Here is a 24,061-nt window from a genome sequence, read left to right as displayed (position 1 = left end):
GTGTCCGTTGAAGAGTCGAATGCCCTGTCCAGACGCCAGTTCGTCGCCCGTGCCGCCGCGGCCGGTGTCGCGGTCAGCGTGGTGGGATCCGTCGAGGCCCTCTACACGGCAGAGCCCGCGCTCGGGACGTCCGGCCCGAAGATCGGCTACGGCCCCCTGATCCCCGACCCGGCCGGCATGCTCGACCTGCCGCGGGGATTCAGCTACCAGATCGTTTCCCGCGAAGGCACCGTTCGGCCGGACGGCCTGCCGACGCCGTCCCGGTTCGACGGGATGGGCACCTTCCCCGACCGCTTCGGCGGCAACCGGCTGGTTCGCAACCACGAGTGCAGCCCGACCGCGAAGATCAAGGTGGTCGCGCCGCCCGAGCGGACGTACGACCCGGCCGGCGCCGGCGGCACCAGCACGCTGGTCGTCGACCGGCACAACCACAAGACCAGCGAGCACATCAGCCTGGGCGGCTCGGCGATCAACTGCTCCGGCGGCATCACCCCGTGGCGTACCTGGCTGACGTGTGAGGAGACCGAACTCAAGGCCGGTCAGAGCGGCTACACCAAGGACCACGGCTTCATCTTCGAGGTCGACCCGTACGACGACCGTCGCAACAATCACCCCACTCCGCTGACGGCGATGGGCCGGTTCCAGCACGAGGCGGTAGCGATCGACCCGGCGACGGGCATCGTCTACGAGACCGAGGACGCCTTCGTCGCCCCGCTCGGCGGGTTCTACCGGTTCCTGCCGAATCGCCCACGAGGCGGCTGGGGGAGTCTGCGGGCCGGCGGCGAACTCCAGGCGATGCGGATCCCGGACCTGCCGGACCTGTCGGTGGTGCAGGAGGCCGGCACCGTCTTCCACGGCGTCGAATGGGTGAAGGTGCCCGACCCGCTGGCGACGACCGAGTCGGTCCGCGCCCAGGACTACGGCAAGCAGACCACCGGCGGGTACAAACTCGAAGGCTGCTGGTGGGGCCAGCTGGACCGCTGCGTGTACTTCGTGTCGTCGTTCGCGCGCACCGAACTCGGCCCCAAGGTCGACCACGACGGCCAGGTCTGGCGCTACGACCCGCGGGCGAAGACGCTGAAGCTGATGGTCATCTTCACCCGGCCCAAGCCCGGCTCGGACGACCCCGAGTTCGATGCCCCCGACAACATCACCATGTCGCCGTACGGCGGCCTGATGATGTGCGAGGACGGCCTCGGCGAGCAGCACATCCTCGGCACCACCGAGGACGGCCAGGTCTTCAAGTTCGCCCGCAACGCGGTCAACAACGGCACGCCCGAAGCCCCGGAGTACGGCGAACTGGCCGGCGTCGGCTTCTCTGCCGACGGCCGCACCATGTTCTTCAACGTCTACACGCCCGGCATCACCTACGCCATCACTGGCCCCTGGCGCCGCCGCCGCTAGAGCTCAGGCGCCCCGGAGGTGGCTCGTGACCGCGGCGAGCCACCTCTGCGGCGCACGCCGGTGAATCCGATGGCCGGCGTCGACCGTCACGATGGTTGCCGAAGGCATCTGCTTCGCGATGAGCTCGAAGCGGGACTGGTCGAGGTGACTCTTCGGTCCACCCGCCAGCAGCAGCGTCGGTGCCGGCACCGCTATGAGCCCGTCCCACCACGCGGGCTGCGGCTTCCGCAACTCCGCCACGACTTCACGCAACATCCGCGGATCGAACTTCTTGCGTCCGAGGAACCCCATCACCCGCAGCGCCGCGCCCGTTCCCACCTTTCCACTCGGCGGTCCGCCACCGGCATATCGCGGCGGCACCGGCAGCTCCTCCAGCACCAACCGCTCAACCCGCTCCGGCACCTGCACAGCAACCAGACTCGCCACGAACGCCCCGAGCGAATGCCCCACCAGCGTCACTCGCTCCAGCCCGAGCTCGTCCAACTCCCGCACCACGTCGTCGCGGAAATCATCCAGCCGGTACGCCGTACGCCGAGCCGCCCCGCGATGACCAGCCAGCGTCGGGCAGTGCACCCGATAGCCCGCCTCCTCCAGGCCGGCCCGCACGCCGTCCCACGTCGCCGGTGCACTCCCGGCGGCGTGCAGACAGACCAGGTCCTTCAACTCTTCAGTCACGGAGACAGTGTCTACACGATCTGCGTAGACACTGTCTACCGCAGGTTGGGAGTCAGGGTGCGTCGATGACGATCGCGGCCTCCATCTCGAGGACGCGCTGGTAGTCCTCGTCGAGGGTGGCCGCGTCGCTGTGGATGAGGATCACCCAGGCCAGGCAGGTGAAGAGGTCGACCGTCTCCGGGACGATCGCGTCTTCCTCGTGCAGGATCTTCATCCAGTGGAAGGACTTCAGCTCCTCGGCGGGAGCCAGCACCTCACGATTGCGGAAGTACCCCTCCCGGACCGCGGAGATGAAGATGCCGCGCAGGTGCTGGACCAGGTCGAAGCTGTCCCGCACCTCGCCGCGTACCCGGTGCGCGACGGTCCGTTTGATGTGGTTGTCGCCGGTGGCCAGTTCGCTGACCATCTGGTGACCGCCGCCGGCCGGCCGGGCCGCGACCTCGATCAGCCGTGGTCCGTCGGCCGTCATCATCACCTCGGAGTGCCCGCACCCGACCCGGATGCCGACGGCATCGAGCACCTGCTGGGTGTACGGCCACAACGCCAGTACCTCGGGGTCGTCCGCCGCCAGGAAGTCGATCCGGTGGTAGATGCCGATCTTGTCGCCCCGGCTGACCTTGGTGTACCGGCAGACGTCGACGAGCGAATGCACCCCGTCCACCGAGTAGCTGTCCACCAGGTACTCGGTGCCCTCGGCGTACTCCTGGATCAGGACCGCGTCGTTGGTGATGCCCATCTTGTTGGTCCGGCCGAGCACCTGGTCGAACCGCTCCCGCCAGTCACCGTCCTCGAAAACGATGTAGACCTCGTCGCCGGCGGCGCTCTTCGGCGGCTTGATCACCAGTCGCTTGCCGAGCAGGTCGTTCTCCTTCAGCCAGTGCTCGGCCTCGGCCGGATCGGACGTCAGGAACTGCCGCAGCCTCGGAACACCGGCAGCAGAAAGCGCCTGGGCCATCTGCCACTTGTCGCGCCGCGCCGACGCGAGCTCAGGAACGTTCCCGCTGCCCGGTACCAGGATCTCGGTGAGCTGGTCGCACAACTCGACCCCGCTCTCCGCCCCCGGCACCAGGTACTCCGGTTCGTACACCCGCAACTCAGCCGCCAGCGCCTCCACGTCACCCGTGAAGTAGTGCACGTGCTCGAAGTCCTCCGGGTGCCAACTCGTCGTGTACGCCGGTGGCGGCTCGAGCCCACTCAGTACCGCAACCGGCACCTGCCCGGCCTCCTTGAAGGCCGCTGGGTACTCCTGACCAGTGGACAACGGATCCACGATGATCGTGTAGCTAGACATGAGGCCCTCCTACGAGCTCTCGCTCGGCAACGGCTCGCTGGCCGGGGTGATGTCGACTGCTGGTTCCTCGGCGGCCGTGTCGGCTCCACTGGACATTCCGAAGTACGCGAGGACGACGCCGATCGCGCCGGCCACGCCGCACCAGACCCAGACCCGGGTCCCGGCGTTGTTCCAGACCCACACGCCGAGAAAGGGACCGAGGGCGGAGCCCAGACCGAACATGGCGTGCGCGGACCCGACGTACCGGCCGAGGAGTTTCGGCCTGGCGGCCATGCCCGGGTAGGCGAACATGGTCGGACCGGCGATGATCTCCGCCAGCGTCCACAACAGGGTGCCGATCACGAAGATCGCCACCCCGCCCGGCAGCGCGTAGAACGCGAGTCCGCCGCCGAGCAGGACGAAGCCGATGATCGCGACGATCCGGGCCGGCCAGTGCTGGACCACCTTGGTCACCAGCAACTCGCAGGTGATCACGATGAAGCCGTTCAGCGCGACGACCGCGCTGAACCACCAGGTGGACAGCCCTTCCGACTTCATGTGCAGCGGAAGGACGGCCAGGTACTGCATGTAGATCGCCGCGTTGATGAACATGCACACGAGGAACAGCACGTACTTGTAGTCCCGCAGTACGGCGAGGTAGCCGCCCTTCGGTTCCGGCGCGGCCGTGTCGTCGACCGTGTCGTCAGCGACCGCCGGCGGCTTTCGGCCGGGGAGCGCGATGATCGCCACGGTCGCGTAGGCCAACGCGGCGAGGGCTTCGCCGATGAACAGCAGGTTCCACGAGATCGCGACCAGGGCGGCACCGATCAGCGGAGCTGCCGTCGTCCCGAGGTTCATCGCCAGCCGGTAGACCGCGAAGATCATCACCTGGCGGTTCTTCGGGGTCAGTTCGGTCAGCAGCGCCGCCGAGGCCGGCCGGTAGAACTGGCCGACCGCACCGGCCAGCGCCACCACGATCAGAACGGCGGTGTAGCTCGGCACGTAGGCGATCCCGAGTACGAACGCGGCCATGCCGAACATGCTGATCATCACCGCGGCCCGCGGCCCGACCTTGTCGGACAGCGAGCCGCCGATGATCAGGCCGATCACCGAGCCGCCGCCGTAGATGCCCAGCGCCGTACCGGCCTGGACGTCGGTGAAACCCTTCGAGGTGGTCAGGAACAGCACCAGGAAGACCTGCAGGAACCAGCCGAGCTTGTTCACGAAGACGCCGACCAGCAGCGCCTTCACCGGCAGCGGGGCGCCCTTGATGGTCGCCCAGATGCCGGTGCTCTCGTCGGTCGTCGAACTCATGGTGTCGCCTCTTCGGGTTCCTTGGGGTGGCCGGACCAGCGCAGTGCCTGCTCGGCCGCGTCCAGCCCGGCCCGGCAGTCTTCCAGCGAGGTGGCCACCACGGTCGCGTACGCGATCCGGCCCCAGAGCGTGCCGATCGGCGGGGGACTGGTGGTGGCGCCGGCCTCCATCAGCACGACCAGTTGGTCGATCGTTGCCGGCAGCCCCGATTCGTCGAAGCCGACCGAGTCGAGCACGGTGTCGTTCTCGTCGACGTAGAAGAACCGGACGCCCCCGACCATCGCCCGGTCAGGCACGAGTTCGGGGGTGCGGCCGCACGCCACCGCCGCGGCCGCGAGGCCCGGGTCGGCCCCGGTCGCCTGCAGGCCGAGGTACGGGATCATGTCGCCGCCGATCCGGGCGTTGATCTCGATCACCTTCGGGCCGTCGGCGGTGATCATGATCTCGGTGTGCGTGACGCCGTCGGTGAACCCGATCGCCGCGTGCGCGTCGGCCAGCACCTGCATCAGCTCCTGGTCGGCGAGCAGCGGGTCGGCCGCGTCGACGAAGTGACCGATCTCCTCGGCGTACGGCGGGTAGCCGATCTCCTTGCGGGCCAGGCAGAACGGCGTCACCTGGCCGTGGAAGATCGCCGAGTCGATGCTGATCTCGTAGCCGTCGGCGAACTCCTCGACCAGCACCTTGACGTCGTAGTGCGGCGCCTCCGGCACGGTCGTGTCGTGCGCGAACTCCCAGTTGTCCTTGAGTTCCGCCGCCGAGTTCACTTTCACCACGCCGAGGCTGGCGGCCAGCGCCCGTGGCTTCAGGATCACCGGGTAGCCGAGTTTGTCCGCCGTCTCGATGGCCTCGTCGACGGTCTCCACCAGCACGGAGACCGGCTGGGGGACACCGTGCTCGGCGAGCGCCGTACGGGTCAGGTGCTTGTCCCGGCAGCGGTTGATCATCTCGACGTCGCCGCCTGGCAGGCCGAGCGCCTCGGCGACGTGCGCGGTCTGCAGGATGCGCGCCTCGTCCCAGCAGAGCACGCCGTCGATGGGCTGGTCGGCGTGCAGCTTCGTCGCCGCGACGACCAGCGCCTCGGCGTCGAGCGTGCTCTCCAGCACGGTCCAGCCCTCGATGTACTCCTTCTCCCAGGTCGGCTCCGCGTGCAGGAACATGTGGATCCGGTACTGCGGCGCGATCGAGCGCAGGATGTACTCCCGGAACAGCCGCATTCCGGTCGCCACCACCAGCAGGTGCGGTCTTGCCGTCATCTGTCAGACCTCCCTGATCGGAGCGGGGATCTGCTCGATGGTGGAGACCCCCCGGGTGCCGTCGCTGCGGCGGAAGTGGTCGGTGATCCGGATGTTGCCGCGGACGTCGTACTCGGGGATGCTGCGGCACTCGCCGCTGACCAGCTCACCGTCAGCGGTCAGCAGGCAGTAGGCGCCCCTGATCGTCCCGTCCGGTTGCACCCGGCCGACCAGCCGCCCGCTGCGCAACGATCCACCCGCGTAGAACTCGGCCCAGACCAGGTCGTCCTCGCGGTGGTACTGCCCGTACGGCGTACTCGCGCCGTCCTCGGCGACCAGCTGGAACCAGACGCCGTCGACATCGGGAACAGCCGAAGGCTCCGGAGCAGCGGCGGTCACCACTTCACCGCGCACAGCTCGTCGGAGATCGGGTAGATCTCCCGGTCGAACATCGAGTTGAGCACGATCGCGGCCCGGACCGGGAGTTGCGTCAGGCCCGCGTTGGTCAGGCCGTGGCTGTACCGGCTCGCGTTGAACGAGAAGATCCGGTGGCCGTTCATGCCCTTCCAGCGCACCGAGTAGTCGGGCTCGACCAGCATCTCGCCGTCGTCGTCGTAGTCGATCCGCTCCCGCAGGTCGTCGTCGAACGGAGCCTGCACGTGCTCGCGGCCCGCGGCGATCACCAGCCGGCGTACCTCGTGCTCCTCCGGCATCGCCGGGGTCGTGCAGCGCAGGCGAATGGTGCCGTCGGCAAGTTGTTCGGCCGAGGTGACGTCGCGGCCGGGCAGCAGCGTGACCGGGAACCGGCCGAGCGTGAGCAGGCCGTCGTAGTTGCCCTGGTACAGGGCCTTCAGGCCGCCCGGGGTGATCGCGTCGCCGGAGTAGCGGGAGTCCACGATCATCTCGCGGCGCTTCGACCGGTTCAGTCCCTGCAGGAACTCGATGTGCGACGGCCGGTACAGCTCGTTGGCCATCGGGGAGTCGTCGATACTGCGGAACCACTGGTTGCGGCCGATCCAGCGGATGTCGGTGAAGCCGGAGCCGAGCAACCGCAGTACGCATTCCAGGCCGGTCTGGCCGCCGCCGATCACCGCGACCGGGTCGGCCTTGTCGGCGTCCATGGCGGGCAGCCGCGCGCCGAGTTCGTCGGCGATGAACGCCCGCTCGGAGTCCAGCCCGCGGACGTACTCCGGCCACACCGGCCGGGTGCCGAGGCCGAGGACGAGGTGCTCCGACAGCGCGACCGGCGTACCGTCCACGCAGATCTGGAAGCCCTCGTCGGTGATCGAGACCGAGTCCACCCGGCAGTCGAAGTTGACCACGCCGAGCCGCTCGGTGGCCCAGGCCAGGTAGCGCTCGTACTCGATCCGGGGCAGGGCGTCGAACTGGGAGTTGATCAGCGCGTAGAGCCGGCCGGACGTGACCAGGTAGTTCAGGAACGTCAGTTCGTGCCGTGGATCGACCAGCGAGACCAGGTCCTTCATCCAGCCGGTCTGCATCCGCACCCCGGGGTACAGCAGCGGCGTGTGCCAGCCGGCCACCGGGCGGGAGTCGAACAGCGCCAGTTTCTCGGTGGTGACGTTCTTGTACAGGGCCGCCAGCGACAGGTTCGACGGACCGGCACCGATGCCGATCGTGTGGTACCTGGGCGGGTGGCCGTTGCCTCGTTCCGAATTCGTCATGCGCTTGTTCTCCGTCCGCGAAGTGGTGGTGCGCGTGGATTCCCCGGTGACGAGCGGCCCGAGCAGGTCGCTCGCTGCCGTCCGGCTCGCGGCCAGCGCGGTTTTCACGCTGCCGCCGGACCCACCGGTGAAAGTGAAGAGCCGATGTGTGCTGCCGAGCACCGACCAGAGCGTCAGTACCGGCGGATCGGCATAACAGTCGGCGTTGGAGACCGTGTGCCTGGTCCCCAGCAGCCTGAGGTGCGGCAGCCGCTCGGCCGCGATCCGGACGGCCTCGGTGGCCAGGTCCGGGACCGGTTGGCTGCTGCCTGGTGGTACCGACCAGCGGTGGGTGTCGACGCCGAGGAGGAGGCCTCCGTCGGCGGTCGGGCGCCCGTACAGATCGCTGGTCTCGTCGATGAACATGGTCGGCAGGGCGCCGTCCACGTCGTACACGGCGACCTGGATCGCCTTGGTCCGGTAGGGCTCGGCGGGCAACGCGTTGCCCGCGAGCAGTCCCGGCGTCCACGGTCCGGCGGCCACCACGACGAGGTCGTACCGGCCGCCGGCACCTGGTGTGCGGCAGCTGACCGACCCGTCGGGATGAGGAACCAGACCGAGCACAGGGCCCGGTACGACCCTGCTGTTCTTTCCACTCGCCAGTTCGCTGATCACCAGCGAGCGAAGTTGATCCGGCCGGATGAACCCGGCCCGCTTCTCCAGTACGCCGACCGTGCCGTCCGGCAGCCCGTGCCAGCCGCGGCCGCGCAGAGCGCTCGCGTCGACGATCTCGGTCGAGCCGGGGTGCAACTGCTCCACCTCGGCGACGGCGGCCTCGAGTCCGGCGTACGGCGTGAGCAGGTAGGTGCAGCCGGTCTCCACGTAGCCGGCCTGATCGAGCAGGTCCGGGGTCTCGAAGAGCTCCGCCAGGCTCTCGGCCGCCAGCCGCCGCTGCTCGGGGTGCGTCTCGAAGCCTCGCACGCCGCCACCCGACGCCGCCGTGGCATCGGTGCCCGGTACGCCGGTGACCAGGTCGACCTCGACGCCCGGATAGCTGGTCAGCCGCCTGGCCAACAGGGTGCCGGCGATACCGGCACCGATCACGCAGATCCGCATCGCGCTACTCGCCTGCCCCGGTCAGGGCCGCGCGCAGCGACCCGGTGTCCCGGACTCCGGCGGCGAGCAGGTCGATCATGATCCGGACGGCCAGCGCCGGGTCGAAACCCGACGGCCGGAGCGCGTCCTGTGCCCGGGCCAGCTCGATCTCGGCGAGCACCGGGTGGAGCGGCTCGGCGCAGGTCCGGGTGCCGTCCAGCAATGGGCCGATCCGGTCGGCAAAAGCGCGGAACGCTTTCCAGCTGAAGTCGCTGCGATAACGGTCCGGGCGGTCCCAGGCGAGGTAAAGCCGGACCATTCCCGGGTCCTCGTCGCGGAGTATTTCGTTCGCTCCGACGACGTGATTGCGGCTGGTCGAGAATTTGCTTCCGTCCAGCAGATAGAACTCATTCACGACTAGACCGGAAACCGGCAAGGGATTCACTCCGGCCGCGGCCCAGATGGCCTGCCAGTACAAGGCGTACCAGTACGCGTTGTCGAGGCCGAGGAAGTGCCAGAGGTTTCCCACCCGGCCGAGCGCGGCCAGGTATCCGGGCAGATCGCCGGCGTCCGGATCGACGGCTTTGGCGACGTTGTAGAGATCGGTCAACGCGACCTCGGTGTAGGGGCCGATCCGCAGCCCGGTCAAGGCCGCGTCGCCCTCGATACCCCAGTTCGTCGGGTAGGCCAGGGCGATCTCCGGCAGGCCGTCGGCCAGTTGCCGGCCGATCAGGGCGCGCACCGACGGCGGCAGCTCGGCCCGCAACCACATCGCCGTGAGAGCTTCGCGGTGATCCTCCATCCGCAGTACCGGAACCGTTGCCTGGAAGGGCCTCGGCTCGCCGCCGCACCGGCCGCAGACCGGATCGATCATCGAGTCGACGTAGGTGAACGCCCCGCACTGCTCGCACGCGCCTCCTGCCGCTGGAGCCTTGCAACCGCGGCAGAGACCGACCAGGTAGGACTCGTGCAGGGTGCGCGAGCAGTCGCTGCAGGCATGCAGTGTGACCTCGCGCATCGGCGTGGCCCCGCTGGCGACCAGGTGGTTCATCAGCTGCCGGATGATCGGCGCGTGCTCGTCGGTCAGCGGGTCGCTGAACCGGTCGTAACCGATCCGGGCGAGTTCGTAGGTCTCCTTGATGTCGGCGCGGAAATCCGCCGTCATCACGCCGACCTCGATGCCTTCGCGTTCGGCCCGGGTGAGCACGTAGTTCTGGTGGACGTCCAAGCCGGTCGTGACGACGACTCGCTCGCCCCTGGCCCGTGCGGCCCTGGCGGCGATGTCGGCGGCGACATAGGGACCGGCCAGGTGCCCGAGGTGCAGCGGCCCGTTGACGGTCGGCTGCGGGAAGGTGATCACCGTGACCGGTTCAATCCCATCCTGGTCAAGCATGGTCGGCCGTCACGGCTTCGACCGGTCTTTCACCGGTGACAGGCATCCAGTACGCGCTGAAGACGGTCAGCAGTTCGTCGTCCGAACGATTCTGGACGACGTGCGCCTCGGTGCTGCTGAGCAGGAACGCGTTGCCGTGGGTGATCTCGTGCTCCGCGCCGCCGACCAGAACGTGCGCGGTCCCCGCGACGACGATCGACAACTCCAGTTCGGGGTGCTGGTCGATCGGGCTCTCCGACCCGGGCGGAACGCTGTACCACATTGCCTGGAAAGGCATTTGCCCGCCGAGTTCGTATTGCTCCCAGCGAACGACCCGGAGGTCTTTCACAAACAGGCTCTCGCCGGTGATCAAATCGAATGTACGCATGCTTCGCTACCCTCCGTAGCCGATCCGCGACGCGGCTCAAGAAGTTGAGTGAAAATGCACTGAAGGCACGGTCAGACGCTTTGATTCAGCCTTGGACGATCACCCACGCGGCAGTGGCTCCCGACCACCATCGGGACCAGAACTTCGTTGCTGCGTTGGTGAATACCCGGCGACCCCCCAGTCTCCGTGGCCGAAAATATAGGGAAGGTCGCGCTCCGAGTAAAGGGGAGTACGCAACGAATTTCAGATCACCCGTAACCGGGCCGGAAATCCTTCGTTATGGCAGAGATTTGTCAGCGGTCGGTGAACGTCCGGGCACGCAGCGAAACCGGTATGGTCCGCAAGTCCCGGCTCAGCCTTGACCGGGAAACGCCTGCGGGGTGCCGCCCCAGCTGAGCTCGGCGCGGGACGTCGCGATCAGGGCCTGGATCGCCAAGGTCCGGACCGGCTCTTTCTCCGCGGCCTCGACCAGGTCGGCATAGACGGCCGACAGTCGCCGTTCGATCAGCAGCACCAGCGCCACCGCCGACGCCGTACTGGTGACAGGTTGCGGCAGGTCGTACGCCGGTTCGGCGGCGACCGGGGTCTCGCCGTCGTCGGCCAGCAGGTCGGCCAGTTGGTCACGGCGTTTGCGGTGCACCCCGAAGGTTGCCGTGGCCTGGGCGAACCGGGCGCCGGAAAGCTTGCCGCCGGCCACGCCGACGCCGTACATGGCGGCGTGTTCGCCGGCGAGTGCGGCCTGCAGGGCTTCCTTCTCGGTCATGACGCCGCCTTCTTCTTGCCTACGGTCAACGTCGCCGCGAGTTGGCTCTCGGCCGCGGCCAGCATCGCGAGCAGCCGGGCCGCTTCGCCGGACACCTTCACGGCAGCGGTCGCGTGACTGACGGACAGCTTCTGCTCCCGGCCGGCCAGCTCCGCCAGGGCCGCGGCGGCGGTGCCCGGGAGTGCGGGGAGTTTGCCGGGCTGGGGTGGCTCGAAGCCGCCCACCTCTTTGAGCTTCGCGAACTGGGCCGCATGGTTCTTCACGCCGGCCGCGAGCTGGGCACGGAGCTTCGGATAGCCCTGCAGCACCTGGCTGTAGCGGAGCGAGAGCTGCGCGACCTGGGTGGCGGCGGTGGTCAGCGCGGCGACGACGACCGGGTCGGTGCTCGGTGGCGGTGGGGTAGGACCGTCCGGCCCTTCGGTGGCGCCCGGCGTACCGCTGTGGTCTTTCTCGTCCTCGCAGCCGGTCAGCAGGGTCGCCGAACCCGCCACGACGGCGGCGCTCCGGAGAACAGCACGTCGCGACAGTCGAGGAGGCTCGGTCTGCACGGCCCGAACGATATCCCGGACCGAGGCGCATGGCCGGACCACCCGGCGGGCCGGATAAGGTGGGCTACTGCTCTCGGCCGGATCGCCGAGGTGCGCAACGGGTGACACAACTGGAGAGAGGCAGGTCTACCTGTGAGCCGAAAGACTGACCACACGGACCCCACGAGCCTCGAGAACTTCCTGCGGCCGATCGTCGAGCAGTTCGGCTGTGACCTGGAGGCCGCCGACGTCTCGCCGGCCGGCAAGCGGCGACTGCTGCGCGTCCTGGTCGACCGCGACGGTGGCATCAGCCTGGACGACGTCGCTGAGGTGACCCGGGCGATCTCCAAGGCCCTGGACGCCGACGACGTGATGGGTGACGGCGCGTACACGCTGGAGGTGTCCAGCCCGGGGGTGGACCGGCCGCTCACGCTGCCGAGGCACTGGCGGCGCAACGTCACCCGGCTGGTCGCCGTCACGCTGGCGGGCGGCCACAAGGTGACCGGGCGGATCAAGTCCGCCACCGACGACACGGCCGAGCTGGACGTCCGGGGCCAGACCCGGACGATCGCGTTCGCGGACGTGGAGAAGGCCAAGGTCCAGATCGAGTTCAACCGGCCAGCCGGCACCGACGACAATGAATCCGCCGCTGACGGCGCGGTAGAGGAGAACTGATGGATATCGACATGGCCGTCCTGCGGTCGCTGGAACGCGAGAAGGACATCGCGTTCGACATCGTCGTGGAGGCGATCGAACAGGCCCTGCTGGTGGCCTACCACCGGACCGAGGGAGCGCAGCAGCAGGCGCGGGTGGAGCTGGACCGCAAGACCGGGCACGTGACGGTGTACGCGAAGGAACTCGCCGAGGACGGCACGGTGGCGCGCGAGTTCGACGACACGCCCGCCGACTTCGGCCGGATCGCGGCGACCACGGCCAAGCAGGTCATCCTGCAGCGCCTGCGCGACGCCGAGGACGAGGTCCGGTACGGCGAGTTCTCCGGCAAGGAGGGCGACATCCTGTCCGGCGTCATCCAGCAGGGCCGCGACCCGCGCTCGGTGATGGTCGACCTCGGCAAGATCGAGGCGGTACTGCCGGCCCCGGAGCAGGTGCCGGGGGAGAAGTACGAGCACGGCTCGCGGCTGCGGGTCTACGTCGTCGGTGTCCGCAAGGGCTTCAAGGGTCCGCAGATCACCGTCTCCCGGACCCACCCGAACCTGGTGAAGAAGCTGTTCGCCCTCGAGGTGCCGGAGATCGCCGACGGCACCGTCGAGATCACCGCGATCGCGCGCGAGGCCGGGCACCGGACCAAGATCGCGGTCCGGACCCTGAACCCGTCGGTGAACGGCAAGGGCGCCTGCATCGGCCCGATGGGCCAGCGGGTGCGCAACATCATGCACGAGTTGCACGGCGAGAAGATCGACATCATCGACCACAGCGACGACCCGGCCACCTTCGTCGGGAATGCGCTGTCGCCGGCGCAGGTTTCCTCTGTGGAGGTCGTCGACGCCGCGGCTCGCGCCGCGCGGGTCGTCGTACCGGACTACCAGCTGTCGCTGGCGATCGGCAAGGAAGGGCAGAACGCCCGCCTCGCGGCCCGGCTGACCGGGTGGCGGATCGACATCCGGCCGGATACGGATGTGACTCGTGAGGACGAGAAGGTAGACTAGTGATTCGGTCGGTCGACTGAGTCGTCACCACACCCTGAGGAACAGTGATCCAAACTGCAGACGCGCGCCCTGAGAAGGTTCGGGAGCGTACCTGTATCGGGTGTCGGAAGCGGTCCAGTCCGACCGATCTGCTGCGGATGACGGTGTCCGGAGGACTTGTCCTCCCGGATCCCGAGCATCGGGCACCCGGCCGTGGGGCGCACCTGCACCCGGCGACCGGATGTCTCGACCTCGCCGAGCGACGGAAAGCGTTCCCACGGGCCTTCAAGGTCGCGGGACCGCTGGACATCACGCTCGTGCGGGAACTGGTCGAGCGGCAGCAGTAACAGCAGGACAAAGTGCGGTCACCAGGGCCGCCCGCGACAACCGTCGCGACGACATGAAGGCGGGTCATCGACTCATGACTACTCGATGAGTGTCCAAAAGTGATGGATACACAGCGATGAGTGCAATGCGATGAGCATGTACGTCGATTAACGGTCCGCGCCCCAGGCTCGGACCAGAGGGAGAGTAGTGGCAAAGGTCCGGGTCTACGAGCTCGCGAAAGAGCTCGGAGTTACCAGCAAGGTCGTTCTGACCAGGCTGAACGACATGGGAGAGTTCGTCCGATCGGCGTCCTCGACGATCGAGGCACCCGTCGTACGACGGTTGGCGGAGGAGTTCGAGAAGAACCCGCCGAAGAAGCGCGCGGCCAAGAAGGCCGCCGCAAGTACTTCGCCTGCGACCGCGCAGGCAACAGCGCCGGTCACGCCGGCGGACAACGCACCCGAGGTGGCCGCGGCGACTCCGGCCCCGGCTGTGGAGACCGAGCGCACCGCGCCGGCCGCCCAGGCGGCTCCGGTCGCCGCCGAGCCGACGGTGACCGAGAAGGCCGCGCCGGCAGCGGGAACGTCCGCGCCGTCGCCGGCTCGTCCGGGTCCGCGTCCTGGCCCCAAGCCAGGTCCGCGCGTCGAGGCCACGCCGGCCCCGGCCGCCGAGGCCCCTGCGGTCGAGGCTCCGTCCTCGCCCGCGCAGCCCGCGTTCGAGGCGCCCGCCGCCAAGGCGGCACCGGCTCCGGCCGATGCGCCCGCGACGCAGGCCCCGGCAGCACAGGCTCCGGCCGCACCGAGCCCGGCTCCGGCCGCGCCGCGGTCGGCCGATGCTCCGGCCCGGCCCGCGCCGCGTCCCGGTGTACCGGGCAACGCTCCTCGGCCGGGTGGCAACGCCCCTCGTCCGGGTGCGCCGCGTCCGGGTGGATCGCCCCGTCCGGGTGCTCCGGGTGGGCGTGACGGCGGCCAGGGCGGCCGTCCGGGCGCTCCGCGTCCGGGCAACAACCCCTTCAGCTCGACCCAGGGCATGCAGCGCGGTGGCGCCCGTCCTGGTCCGGGTGGTGGCGCTCCGGCGGCACCGGCCCCGGGTGGAACGCCGGCGGGTATGCCGCCGCGGCCTGCCCAGGCCCGTACCGGTGGCACCGACCGGCCGCGTCCGTCCGGCGGAGTGCCGGGCGCACCGCGTCCGAACCCGGCGATGATGCCGAAGTCCTCGGCCGGCACGTTCACCGGTCGTCCGTCCGGTCCGGGCGGCGGCGGTGGCGCGGGTGCCGGGGGTGGCGGCCGTGGCCGTCCCGGCGGCGGTTCCGGCGGTCCCGGCGCGGGTGCGCGTCCGGGTGGCGGCGGCGGTGGCGGCGGCTTCCGTCCGGGTGGTGGCCCCAGCGGCCCGCCCGGTGGTGGCGGTGGCGGTCGTCCGGGCCCGGGCAACCGGGGCCGGGGCGGAACGCAGGGTGCCTTCGGGCGTCCGGGTGGTCCGGCCCGTCGTGGTCGCAAGTCCAAGCGCGCCAAGCGCCAGGAATTCGACAACATGCAGGCTCCGGCCGTCGGCGGCGTGCGCGTCAAGCACGGTGACGGCGAGGTCGTGAAGCTGGCCCGTGGCGCCTCGCTGACGGACTTCGCCGAGAAGGTCGGCGTCGACCCGGCATCGCTGGTCCAGGTGCTGTTCCACCTGGGCGAGATGGTGACCGCGACCCAGTCGGTCAACGAGGAGACCCTCGAACTGCTCGGCACCGAGCTGAACTACGACGTTCAGGTCGTCTCGCCGGAAGACGAGGACCGCGAGCTGCTGGAGTCCTTCGACATCGACTTCGGCACCGACGAGGGTGGCGAGGGCGAGCTGGCGGCCCGGCCGCCGGTGGTGACCGTGATGGGTCACGTCGACCACGGTAAGACGAAGCTGCTGGACGCGATCCGGCACGCGAACGTCGTGGCCGGCGAGGCCGGTGGCATCACCCAGCACATCGGTGCGTACCAGGTGACGACCGAGGTCGACGGCCAGGAACGCGCCATCACCTTCGTCGACACCCCCGGTCACGAGGCGTTCACCGCCATGCGTGCCCGTGGTGCGCAGGCCACCGACATCGTCATCCTGGTGGTCGCGGCCGACGACGGCGTGATGCCGCAGACGATCGAGGCACTGAACCACGCCCGGGCCGCGAACGTCCCGATCGTGGTCGCGGTGAACAAGATCGACGTCCCGGCGGCGGACCCGACCAAGGTCCGCGGTCAGCTCACCGAGTACGGCCTGGTGCCCGAGGAGTACGGCGGCGACACGATGTTCGTCGACGTCTCGGCGAAGTCGCGGATCAACATCGACGGCCTGCTCGAGGGCGTCATCCTGACCGCGGACGCGGCGCTGGATCTCCGGGCCAACCCGGACATGCCGGCCCAGGGTCTCGCGATCGAGGCGCACCTGGACAAGGGCCGTGGACCGGTGGCGACCGTGCTGGTGCAGCGCGGAACGCTGAAGGTCGGCGACTCGATGGTGGCCGGTCCGGCGTACGGGCGGGTCCGGGCGATGCTCGACGAGCACGGCAACTCGCTGCAGGAGGCGCTGCCGTCGCGTCCGGTGCTGGTACTCGGTCTGACCGCGGTACCAGGAGCGGGCGACAAGTTCCTGGTCGTCGACGACGACCGGATGGCTCGCCAGATCGCCGAGAAGCGGGAAGCCCGGGCTCGTGCCGCGGCCAACGCGAAGCGGCGCGCACGTCGTACGCTCGAGGACTTCATGGCCTCCATGGAGAAGGGGCAGAGCCAGGAACTGCTGCTCATCCTCAAGGGCGACGGCTCCGGTTCGGTCGAGGCGCTGGAAGACGCGCTGGTCCGGATCGAGGTCAGCGACGAGGTCAACCTGCGGGTGATCGACCGTGGTGTCGGTGCCATCAACGAGAACGACGTCAACCTGGCCATCGCCTCCGACGCCGTCATCATCGGCTTCAACGTTCGGCCGGCCGGCAAGGCCGGTGACCTGGCCGAGCGCGAGGGCGTGGATGTCCGGTACTACTCGGTCATCTACCAGGCGATCGACGACATCGAGGCGGCCCTGAAGGGCATGCTCAAGCCGGTCTACGAGGAAGTCTCGCTGGGCCAGGCGGAGATCCGGGAGATCTTCCGCTCGTCGAAGGTCGGAAACATCGCCGGTTGCTGGGTGACCACCGGGGTCATCCGCCGCAACGCCAAGATCCGGTTGATCCGCGACGGCGCGGTGATCGTGGACAACGGCGACCTGTCGTCGCTCAAGCGGTTCAAGGACGACGCGTCCGAGGTCCGCGAGGGCTTCGAGTGTGGTCTGACCGTGCAGAACTACAACGACATCAGGATCGGCGATGTCGTCGAGGCGTTCGAGCTGCGCGAGAAGCCGCGGAGCTAACTGCCTCTAGTAACGTCCGGAGTGGCGGTGGAAGCCGCCGCTCCGGACGTTGTTCATGTCTGAATGAAGGAGTGAGCCCTGATGGGTGAAGCAAGGGCTAAGCAACTGGCCGACCGGATCCAGGTTCTGGTGGCCGAACTGCTCGAGCGCCGTGTGAAGGATCCCCGCCTGGGCTTCGTCACGGTGACGGACGCGAAGCTGACCGGAGACCTGAGTGAGGCGAGCGTCTTCTACACCGTGTACGGCGGTGAGCAGGAGCGCGCGTCGACCGCGGCGGCCCTGGAGTCGGCCCGCGGCCTGATCCGCAGCGAGGTCAGCAAGGCGCTGGGGCTGCGGCGCGCGCCGAGTCTGGCGTTCTACCTGGACGCGATCCCGGAGACGGCCGGCCAGATCGAGGAGCTGCTGGAGAAGGCCCGCCAGGCCGACGCCGAGGTGGCCAAGGCCGCCGCCGGGGCCAAGCCGGCCGGCGACGCCGACCCCTACAAGCACCGCGAGGACGATGATTCCGACGACGAGTGACCCGCTCGCCGCAGCCATGATCGTTGCCGACGGCATCGTTGTGGTGGACAAGCCGGCCGGGCTGACCTCGCACACGGTGGTGGCCAGGATCCGCAAGCTGGCCGGCACCCGCAAGGTCGGCCATGCCGGCACCCTCGACCCGATGGCCACCGGGGTCCTGGTGGTCGGGCTCAACCGCGCCACCAGGCTGCTCGGCCATCTGCAACTGGCCGACAAGTCGTACGACGCGACGATCCTGCTCGGCGCCTCGACCAGTACCGACGACCGCGAGGGCGAGATCGTCACCACCGCTTCGGCGGAGGCGCTCGCCGAGGTGACCGTCGAAGGGATCGAGGCGGCCGTCGCCGGGTTCCGCGGTGAGATCTCGCAGGTGCCGTCCAAGGTCTCCGCGATCAAGGTCGACGGCAAGCGCGCCTACGAGCGGGTCCGGGCCGGCGAAGAGGTCGCGCTCAAGGCCCGTTCCGTCACCGTCAGCCGGTACGAGGTCCTCGACGTACGGCCCGGCCCTGCCGGGATCGAGGTGGACATCTCGGTCGACTGCTCCAGCGGCACCTACATCCGCGCGCTGGCCCGCGACCTGGGCACCGAACTCGGCGTCGGGGGCCATCTGACGATGCTCCGGCGGACGCGGGTCGGCTCCTTCGGGATGGCTGCCGCGCACACGTTGGAAGAGCTGGCCGAGTCGTTCAGCTATCTGCCGATCGCCGAGGTCGCGGCGGACACCTTCCCGCGGTACGACGCCGACGCGGAGCAGGCGGCCGCTATTCGTACCGGCCGGCCGCTTCCCGGCCTGAAACTGGCGGCGGGACAGACCGCCATGTTCGATCCGACGGGCCAGTTCCTGGCGCTCTACGAGCCGCACGGACCGCTCGCCAAACCCACCGCAGTCTTCGTGAGCTGATCAACCCGACTCGACGGTAGCCCCGGCTGCCTGGGAATGTGTGCGGTGACAGCTGGAGTCCAACGACAGGAGTGCCGCCCGGTGTTCAACCGCATCGCCATCGTCAACCGGGGTGAAGCCGCGATGCGGCTGATCAACGCGGTCCGCGAGCTCAACGCCGAGACGGGCAGCACCGTCGAGACGGTTGCGTTGTACACCGATGCCGAGCGCACTGCGACGTTCGTGCGCGAGGCCGACCTGAGCTACCCGCTCGGTCCGGCCTCGGAACGGCCGTACCTGGATCACGCGAAGCTCGAGCGGGCGCTGGTGGAATCCGGCGCCGACGCCGCCTGGGTCGGCTGGGGCTTCGTCGCGGAGGATCCGACGTTCGCCGACCTGTGCGCGCGGATCGGCGTGACGTTCATCGGGCCGAGTTCGGAGGCGATGCGCAAGCTCGGCGACAAGATCGGCTCGAAGCTGATCGCCGAGGAGGTCGGCGTACCGGTGGCACCCTGGAGCCGGGGTGCGGTCGAGTCCCTCGACGCGGCGCTGGAGTCGGCGCGGGGGATCGGCTACCCGGTGATGTTGAAGGCGACCGCCGGTGGTGGCGGCCGCGGCATCCGGGTGATCCATGACGACGACGACCTGCGCGACGCGTACCAGCGGACCAGCGACGAGGCCGCCCGCGCCTTCGGCAGCGGTGTGCTCTTCCTGGAGCGGCTCGTCACCGGCGCCCGGCACGTGGAGGTGCAGGTCATCGCGGACGGGCAGGGTACGGCGTGGGCGCTCGGCGTCCGCGACTGCTCGGTGCAGCGGCGCAACCAGAAGGTCATCGAGGAGTCGGCCTCGCCGGTCCTCGCTCCCGACCAGGTCGCCGAGCTGAAGACTTCCGCCGAGCGGCTGGCCATTGCCGTCGGCTACAGCGGCGCCGGCACCGTCGAGTTCCTGTACCACCCGGGCGACAAGCTGTTCGCCTTCCTCGAGGTCAACACCCGCCTGCAGGTCGAGCACCCGATCACCGAGGTGACCACCGAGTTCGACCTGGTCAAGGCCCAGTTGCACGTCGCCTCCGGCGGCCGTCTCGTCGGCACGCAGCCGGTCGAGCAAGGCCACGCGATCGAGGCGCGGCTCAACGCCGAGGACCCGGACCGCGACTTCGCCCCCTCACCCGGCCGGATCGCGCGGCTGCGGCTGCCCACCGGTCCCGGCGTACGCGTCGACACCGGGGTCAGCGAGGGCGACTCGATCCCGGCGGACTTCGACTCGATGATCGCGAAGATCATCGCGTACGGCCGGACCCGCGACGAGGCCCTCGGCCGGCTCCGGCGTGCGGTCGCCGACACGGTCGTCGTACTGGAGGGCGGCGCGACCAACAAGAGCTTCGTGCTCGACCTGCTGGACCAGCCCGAGGTGATCGACGGCAGCGCCGACACCGGCTGGATCGACCGGGTCCGCGGCGAGGGCCGGCTGGTGTCGAGCCGGCACTCCGGCGTCGCTCTGATCGCCGCTGCGATCGAGGCGTACCAGGAGGCCGAGCGGGTCGAGCGGCAGCGGCTGCTGGAGACCGCCCGTGGCGGGCGTCCCCAGGTGCAACATGAGGTCGGCCGGGCGATCGCGCTGAAGCTGCGCGGGGCGTCGTACAAGGTGACCGTCGCGCGGATCGGCGCAAGCCGGTACCGCGTGGGCGTGGCGATCGGCGACGGCGTGCGGTCCCTGGATGTCGAGCACGAGCGCCTGGACGAGTACGACGTACGCCTGGTCGTCGCCGGTCACCGGTTCCGTCTCGTCACCGCGACGCACGGGCCGGTGCACCTGGTGGAGGTCGACGGAGTCACGCACCGGGTCAGCCGGGACGAGGGCGGCTTCCTGCGCGCGCCGTCGCCGGCCCTGGTCGTCGCGACTCCGGTCGCGGTCGGCGCCGAGGTGGAGGCCGGGGCGCCGGTGCTCGTGCTGGAGAGCATGAAGATGGAGACGGTGCTGCACGCGCCGTTCAAGGCGATCCTGCGTGAGCTGCCGGTGTCGACCGGCAGCCAGGTCGAGACCGGCGCGCCGCTGGTGCTGCTGGAGCCGATCGGTGACGCCGACGCTGTCGTCGAGACGAGCGAGAACGTCGATCTGGAGCTGCCCGAGCCGGCCGAACAGGCGACCGCGGCAGAGCGAGCGGCCCGTGGCCTGGACGATCTGAGCAGCATGTTGCTGGGGTTCGACATCGACCCGGTCGACGAGAGCCGGACGCTGAGCGAGTACCTGTCGGCCCGGGCCGAGCTGGCCGAGCCTCCGGTGGCGGAGGAGATCGGCGTACTGCGACTCTTCGCCGACCTGGCCGAGCTGAGCCGGAACCGGCCGGCCAGCGAGGACCTGCGGACCGAGCTGCGGGTGCACAGCCCCAAGGAGCACTTCCACACGTACCTGCAGACGCTCGACACCGAGCGTGCCGGGCTGCCGGCGGAGTTCACTGAGCGGTTGGCGCGAGTGCTCGGTCACTACGGTGTCACCGACCTGGACCGCACCGACGAGCTGACCGACGCGGTGTTCCGGATCTTCCTGGCCCAGCAGCGCACGTCTCCCGACGTACGGCTGGTGACGTCGCTGCTGGAGCAGTGGCTGGTCGAGGACAAGCCCGAGGCACCACTGGACGCCGAGGCGTACGCCGTACTGGAGCACCTGGTGCTCGCCACGCAGCTACGGTTCCCGGTGATCGGCGACCTGGCTCGCAGTGTGCGGTTCCGCTGGTTCGACCAGCCGCAGGTGGATCAGGCGCGCGCGGAGGTGCTGGCAGGCGTCGGTGACGAGCTGGCCGCGCTCTCGCTGGACCCGGAGGCTCCTGGTCACGCCGAGCGCGTCGAGGCGCTCGCGACGATTCCCGAGCAGATCGTGCGCTTCCTGGCCGAGCGGCTCGAACGAGGGGTCAACGGCACCGAGCCGATGCTGGAAGTCCTGGTCCGTCGTCACTACCTCGAGTACGAGCTGCACGGCCTGCGCAACGCCACGGTGAACGGTCGCGCTTTCACGACGGCGGACTACACCGTCGACGCGCGTCCGACGCATCTGGTCACGACGATCGGGACGGTCGATGAGGTGGCCGACCCCGGCAGCTCGCTGGTGCGCGACCTGTCCGCCGAGCTCGCCGCTCGCCCGGCCGGCCATGAAACAGTGGCCGACCTCTACCTGTCCTGGCCGCAGACGCCGGAGTCCCCGCAGGAGGCGTCCGACCGGTTGTGCGAGATCGTCGCCCCGCTGCTGTTCGAGCAGCAGGTACGCCGGGTGGCGATCGCCGTCGTACCGGGCGGTGGCCGCGAAGTCTGGTACTTCACCTACCGGTTGTCGACCCAGGGCGCCGTCGAGGACGACAACGTGCGTGGGGTCCACCCGATGGTCGGGCGGCGGCTCAACCTGTGGCGGCTGCGCGACTTCCGGATCACCCGGCTCGACGCGCCGCAGGACGTGCTGCTCTACCACTGTGTTGCCCGTGACAACGAAGCCGACGAACGACTGGTGGCGCTGGCCCAGGTCCGCCAGTTCGCCGCTGTGCGCGACGAGGACGGCAAGATCACCGCGCTGCCGCACGTCGAGCGCGCGATCGCGAACTGCCTCGAAGGCATCCGCCGGGCCCGCACCGCGCGCGGTGCCGCCGGGGCCAAGCTGGAGATGAACCACGTCTGGGTGACGATCTGGCCGGTCCTCGACGCCGAGGTCGCCGAGCTGACGGCGCTCAAGCGCAACATCGCGCCGCTGACCTCCGGCGCGGGGATCGAAGAGGTCAGCGTCGCCGGCCGGGTGATGGGCACCAACGGCGTACCGTTCGCGGTCGTCGGCCGGTTCTACTACCAGCCCGGCGCGGGCGTCGTGACGGCCGTCGAACGGCCTGCGACCGAGCCGCTCAAGCCGCTCGACGACTATGCGCAGAAGGTGCTCCGGGCCCGTCGCCGCAACACCGTCTACCCCTACGAGGTGGCCGGGATGGTCGCCGGCGCGGGCGGCAGCTACGTCGAGTACGACCTGGACGACACCGGCACGCTGGTCCCGGTCGACCGGCCCCGCGGCCTGAACAAGGCCGGCCTGATCGCCGGCGTCATCAGTACGCCGACCCGCCGGCACCCCGAGGGCATCACGCGGGTCGTGCTGAGCGGCGACCCGACCAAGGCGCTCGGCGCGGTCGCCGAAGCCGAGTGCGGCCGGATCATCGCCGCCCTCCACCTGGCCGAGAAGATGCGGGTCCCGGTCGAGTGGTTCGCGGTCTCCGCCGGCGCCCGGATCTCGATGGACTCCGGCACCGAGAACATGGACTGGGTCGCCAAGGCGCTCAAGCGGATCGTCGAGTTCACCCAGGCCGGCGGCGAGATCAACATCGTTGTCGCGGGCATCAACGTCGGCGCCCAGCCGTACTGGAACGCCGAAGCGACGATGCTGATGCACACCAAGGGCATCCTGGTGATGACGCCCGACTCGGCGATGGTGCTGACCGGCAAGGAGACGCTCGACTTCGCCGGTGGCGTCTCGGCCGAGGACAACTACGGCATCGGCGGCTACGACCGGGTGATGGGGCCGAACGGCGAAGCGCAGTACTGGGCGCCCGACCTGGCCGGTGCACGCGACATCCTGATGGCGCACTACGACCACACGTACGTCGTACCGGGGGAGCCCGGGCCGCGGCGGGCACCGACCACCGACCCGCACGACCGCGACGTCACGGCGTACCCGCACGATCCGGCCGACGGCGGCTTCACCACCGTCGGCGGGATCTTCTCCGACACGACCAACCCGGATCGCAAGAAGGCGTTCGACATCCGCACGCTGATGCGGTCGGTGGCCGACCAGGACCACCCGATGCTGGAGCGCTGGGCGGGGATGGCCGACGCGGAGACCGCGGTCGTCGTCGACACCCGGCTCGGTGGCCTGCCGGTATGCCTGCTCGGCATCGAGTCCAAGCCGGTACCGCGGCGTGGCCTCTCGCCGACGGACGGCCCGGACGTCTACACCGGCGGGACGCTGTTCCCGCGCTCGTCGAAGAAGGCGGCCCGCGCGATCAACGGTGCCAGCGGCAACCGTCCGCTGGTGGTGCTGGCGAACCTGTCCGGCTTCGACGGTTCACCGGACTCGATGCGCAACCTGCAACTGGAGTACGGCGCGGAGATCGGCCGGGCGATCGTCAACTTCGACGGCCCGATCGTCTTCTGCGTGGTCTCGCGGTACCACGGTGGCGCGTTCGTCGTCTTCTCCAAGGCGCTGAACCCGCGGATGACCGTGCTGGCGGTCGAGGGCTCGTTCGCCTCGGTCATCGGCGGCGCACCGGCGGCGGCCGTGGTGTTCTCCCGCGAGGTCGACACCCGTACGTCGGCCGACCCGCGCGTCGCTTCCGTCGCGGCCCGGCTCGCCGCGGCCGAGGGAGCCGAGCGGGCCACCTTGACCAACGAGCTGACCGAGCTCCGGTCGGCCGTGCGGGCCGAGAAACTGGGCGAGGTCGCGGCCGAATTCGACCGGGTGCACAACATCCACCGGGCGGTGGCAGTCGGCTCGGTGGACGCCGTGATCCGGCCCGAGGAGCTCCGGCCCCAGCTGATCGCAGCACTGGAGGCCGGCCTGTCCTGACCAGGTCGCCTCGCCCTTTCCGAGGCG

The 24,061-nt window shown here is 69.6% G+C and carries 18 protein-coding genes; 8 read left to right on the top strand and 10 right to left on the bottom strand.

Annotated elements, in window-relative coordinates; genetic code table 11:
• Positions 1-1,404 (top strand): alkaline phosphatase PhoX, encoded by a 1,404-nt coding sequence (locus EV138_RS02155; RefSeq protein ID WP_133976782.1) that lies wholly within the window; start codon positions 1-3, stop codon positions 1,402-1,404.
• A gap of 3 nt (positions 1,405-1,407) precedes the next feature.
• Here the strand turns inward: EV138_RS02155 and EV138_RS02150 are convergent, their stop codons facing one another.
• From EV138_RS02150 to EV138_RS02105, 10 genes are all read right to left on the bottom strand, one after another.
• Entirely contained in the window at positions 1,408-2,079 is a 672-nt protein-coding gene (locus EV138_RS02150; protein ID WP_133976781.1) for an alpha/beta fold hydrolase, read from the bottom strand.
• Between the two features lie 52 nt (positions 2,080-2,131).
• On the bottom strand, positions 2,132-3,370 hold the full coding sequence (locus tag EV138_RS02145; protein WP_112240538.1) for an ATP-grasp domain-containing protein: 1,239 nt from the start codon (positions 3,368-3,370) through the stop codon (positions 2,132-2,134).
• Between the two features lie 9 nt (positions 3,371-3,379).
• Positions 3,380-4,663: an MFS transporter gene (locus EV138_RS02140; RefSeq protein WP_133976780.1), complete on the bottom strand. Its 1,284-nt coding sequence runs from the start codon at positions 4,661-4,663 to the stop codon at positions 3,380-3,382.
• On the bottom strand, positions 4,660-5,916 hold the full coding sequence (locus EV138_RS02135) for an ATP-grasp domain-containing protein (RefSeq protein ID WP_133976779.1): 1,257 nt from the start codon (positions 5,914-5,916) through the stop codon (positions 4,660-4,662). The genes EV138_RS02140 and EV138_RS02135 overlap by 4 nt, the downstream gene beginning before the upstream one ends.
• A 3-nt stretch (positions 5,917-5,919) precedes the next feature.
• Positions 5,920-6,294 carry an avidin-fold protein gene (locus tag EV138_RS02130; RefSeq protein WP_133976778.1) on the bottom strand — a complete coding sequence of 125 codons (375 nt, stop codon included), beginning with the start codon at positions 6,292-6,294 and terminating at the stop codon, positions 5,920-5,922.
• Positions 6,291-8,672: an FAD-dependent oxidoreductase gene (locus EV138_RS02125; RefSeq protein ID WP_133976777.1), complete on the bottom strand. Its 2,382-nt coding sequence runs from the start codon at positions 8,670-8,672 to the stop codon at positions 6,291-6,293. Before EV138_RS02125 ends, EV138_RS02130 begins: the two co-directional genes overlap by 4 nt.
• A gap of 4 nt (positions 8,673-8,676) precedes the next feature.
• Positions 8,677-10,044 carry a class I tRNA ligase family protein gene (locus tag EV138_RS02120; RefSeq protein ID WP_133976776.1) on the bottom strand — a complete coding sequence of 456 codons (1,368 nt, stop codon included), beginning with the start codon at positions 10,042-10,044 and terminating at the stop codon, positions 8,677-8,679.
• Positions 10,037-10,411 (bottom strand): cupin domain-containing protein, encoded by a 375-nt coding sequence (locus EV138_RS02115; RefSeq protein WP_133976775.1) that lies wholly within the window; start codon positions 10,409-10,411, stop codon positions 10,037-10,039. The genes EV138_RS02120 and EV138_RS02115 overlap by 8 nt, the downstream gene beginning before the upstream one ends.
• A gap of 352 nt (positions 10,412-10,763) precedes the next feature.
• The gene (locus EV138_RS02110) at positions 10,764-11,174 is read right to left on the bottom strand and encodes a ferritin-like domain-containing protein (RefSeq protein ID WP_133976774.1); all 411 of its coding nucleotides are present in this window, start codon (positions 11,172-11,174) and stop codon (positions 10,764-10,766) included.
• Positions 11,171-11,722 carry a cell division protein FtsK gene (locus EV138_RS02105; RefSeq protein WP_133976773.1) on the bottom strand — a complete coding sequence of 184 codons (552 nt, stop codon included), beginning with the start codon at positions 11,720-11,722 and terminating at the stop codon, positions 11,171-11,173. The genes EV138_RS02110 and EV138_RS02105 overlap by 4 nt, the downstream gene beginning before the upstream one ends.
• Positions 11,723-11,854: 132 nt before the next feature.
• Between EV138_RS02105 and rimP the strand changes: the two genes are divergently transcribed.
• The 7 genes from rimP (at position 11,855) to EV138_RS02070 (ending at position 24,034) form a co-directional block, all read left to right on the top strand.
• Entirely contained in the window at positions 11,855-12,376 is a 522-nt protein-coding gene (gene rimP / locus EV138_RS02100; protein WP_133976772.1) for a ribosome maturation factor RimP, read from the top strand.
• Positions 12,376-13,368, top strand: a complete 993-nt coding sequence (gene nusA, locus EV138_RS02095; protein WP_133976771.1) for a transcription termination factor NusA — start codon at positions 12,376-12,378, stop codon at positions 13,366-13,368. The genes rimP and nusA overlap by 1 nt, the downstream gene beginning before the upstream one ends.
• Before the next feature lie 44 nt (positions 13,369-13,412).
• Positions 13,413-13,694: a YlxR family protein gene (locus tag EV138_RS02090; protein ID WP_112240560.1), complete on the top strand. Its 282-nt coding sequence runs from the start codon at positions 13,413-13,415 to the stop codon at positions 13,692-13,694.
• Positions 13,695-13,881: 187 nt separating this feature from the next.
• On the top strand, positions 13,882-17,046 hold the full coding sequence (infB, locus tag EV138_RS02085) for a translation initiation factor IF-2 (RefSeq protein ID WP_133976770.1): 3,165 nt from the start codon (positions 13,882-13,884) through the stop codon (positions 17,044-17,046).
• A gap of 81 nt (positions 17,047-17,127) precedes the next feature.
• Entirely contained in the window at positions 17,128-17,565 is a 438-nt protein-coding gene (rbfA, locus tag EV138_RS02080) for a 30S ribosome-binding factor RbfA (RefSeq protein ID WP_202866596.1), read from the top strand.
• Entirely contained in the window at positions 17,546-18,466 is a 921-nt protein-coding gene (gene truB, locus EV138_RS02075; protein WP_238157910.1) for a tRNA pseudouridine(55) synthase TruB, read from the top strand. Before rbfA ends, truB begins: the two co-directional genes overlap by 20 nt.
• Before the next feature lie 81 nt (positions 18,467-18,547).
• Positions 18,548-24,034, top strand: a complete 5,487-nt coding sequence (locus tag EV138_RS02070) for an ATP-binding protein (protein ID WP_133976768.1) — start codon at positions 18,548-18,550, stop codon at positions 24,032-24,034.
• The last annotated feature ends 27 nt before the right edge of the window (positions 24,035-24,061 follow it).

This window comes from Kribbella voronezhensis, assembly GCF_004365175.1.
GTDB classification, from domain to species: Bacteria; Actinomycetota; Actinomycetes; order Propionibacteriales; family Kribbellaceae; genus Kribbella; species Kribbella voronezhensis.
This window is presented reverse-complemented; position numbering and strand designations above follow the sequence as displayed.

Bases quoted from the DNA above. Each gene is read 5' to 3' on its own strand.
- EV138_RS02145 (WP_112240538.1), bottom strand. From the start codon at position 3,370: ATGTCTAGCTACACGATCATCGTGGATCCGTTGTCCACTGGTCAGGAG.
- EV138_RS02140 (WP_133976780.1), bottom strand. From the start codon at position 4,663: ATGAGTTCGACGACCGACGAGAGCACCGGCATCTGGGCGACCATCAAG.
- EV138_RS02135 (WP_133976779.1), bottom strand. From the start codon at position 5,916: ATGACGGCAAGACCGCACCTGCTGGTGGTGGCGACCGGAATGCGGCTG.
- EV138_RS02125 (WP_133976777.1), bottom strand. From the start codon at position 8,672: ATGCGGATCTGCGTGATCGGTGCCGGTATCGCCGGCACCCTGTTGGCC.
- EV138_RS02120 (WP_133976776.1), bottom strand. From the start codon at position 10,044: ATGCTTGACCAGGATGGGATTGAACCGGTCACGGTGATCACCTTCCCG.
- EV138_RS02115 (WP_133976775.1), bottom strand. From the start codon at position 10,411: ATGCGTACATTCGATTTGATCACCGGCGAGAGCCTGTTTGTGAAAGAC.
- EV138_RS02110 (WP_133976774.1), bottom strand. From the start codon at position 11,174: ATGACCGAGAAGGAAGCCCTGCAGGCCGCACTCGCCGGCGAACACGCC.
- nusA (WP_133976771.1), top strand. From the start codon at position 12,376: ATGGATATCGACATGGCCGTCCTGCGGTCGCTGGAACGCGAGAAGGAC.
- rbfA (WP_202866596.1), top strand. From the start codon at position 17,128: ATGGGTGAAGCAAGGGCTAAGCAACTGGCCGACCGGATCCAGGTTCTG.
- truB (WP_238157910.1), top strand. From the start codon at position 17,546: ATGATTCCGACGACGAGTGACCCGCTCGCCGCAGCCATGATCGTTGCC.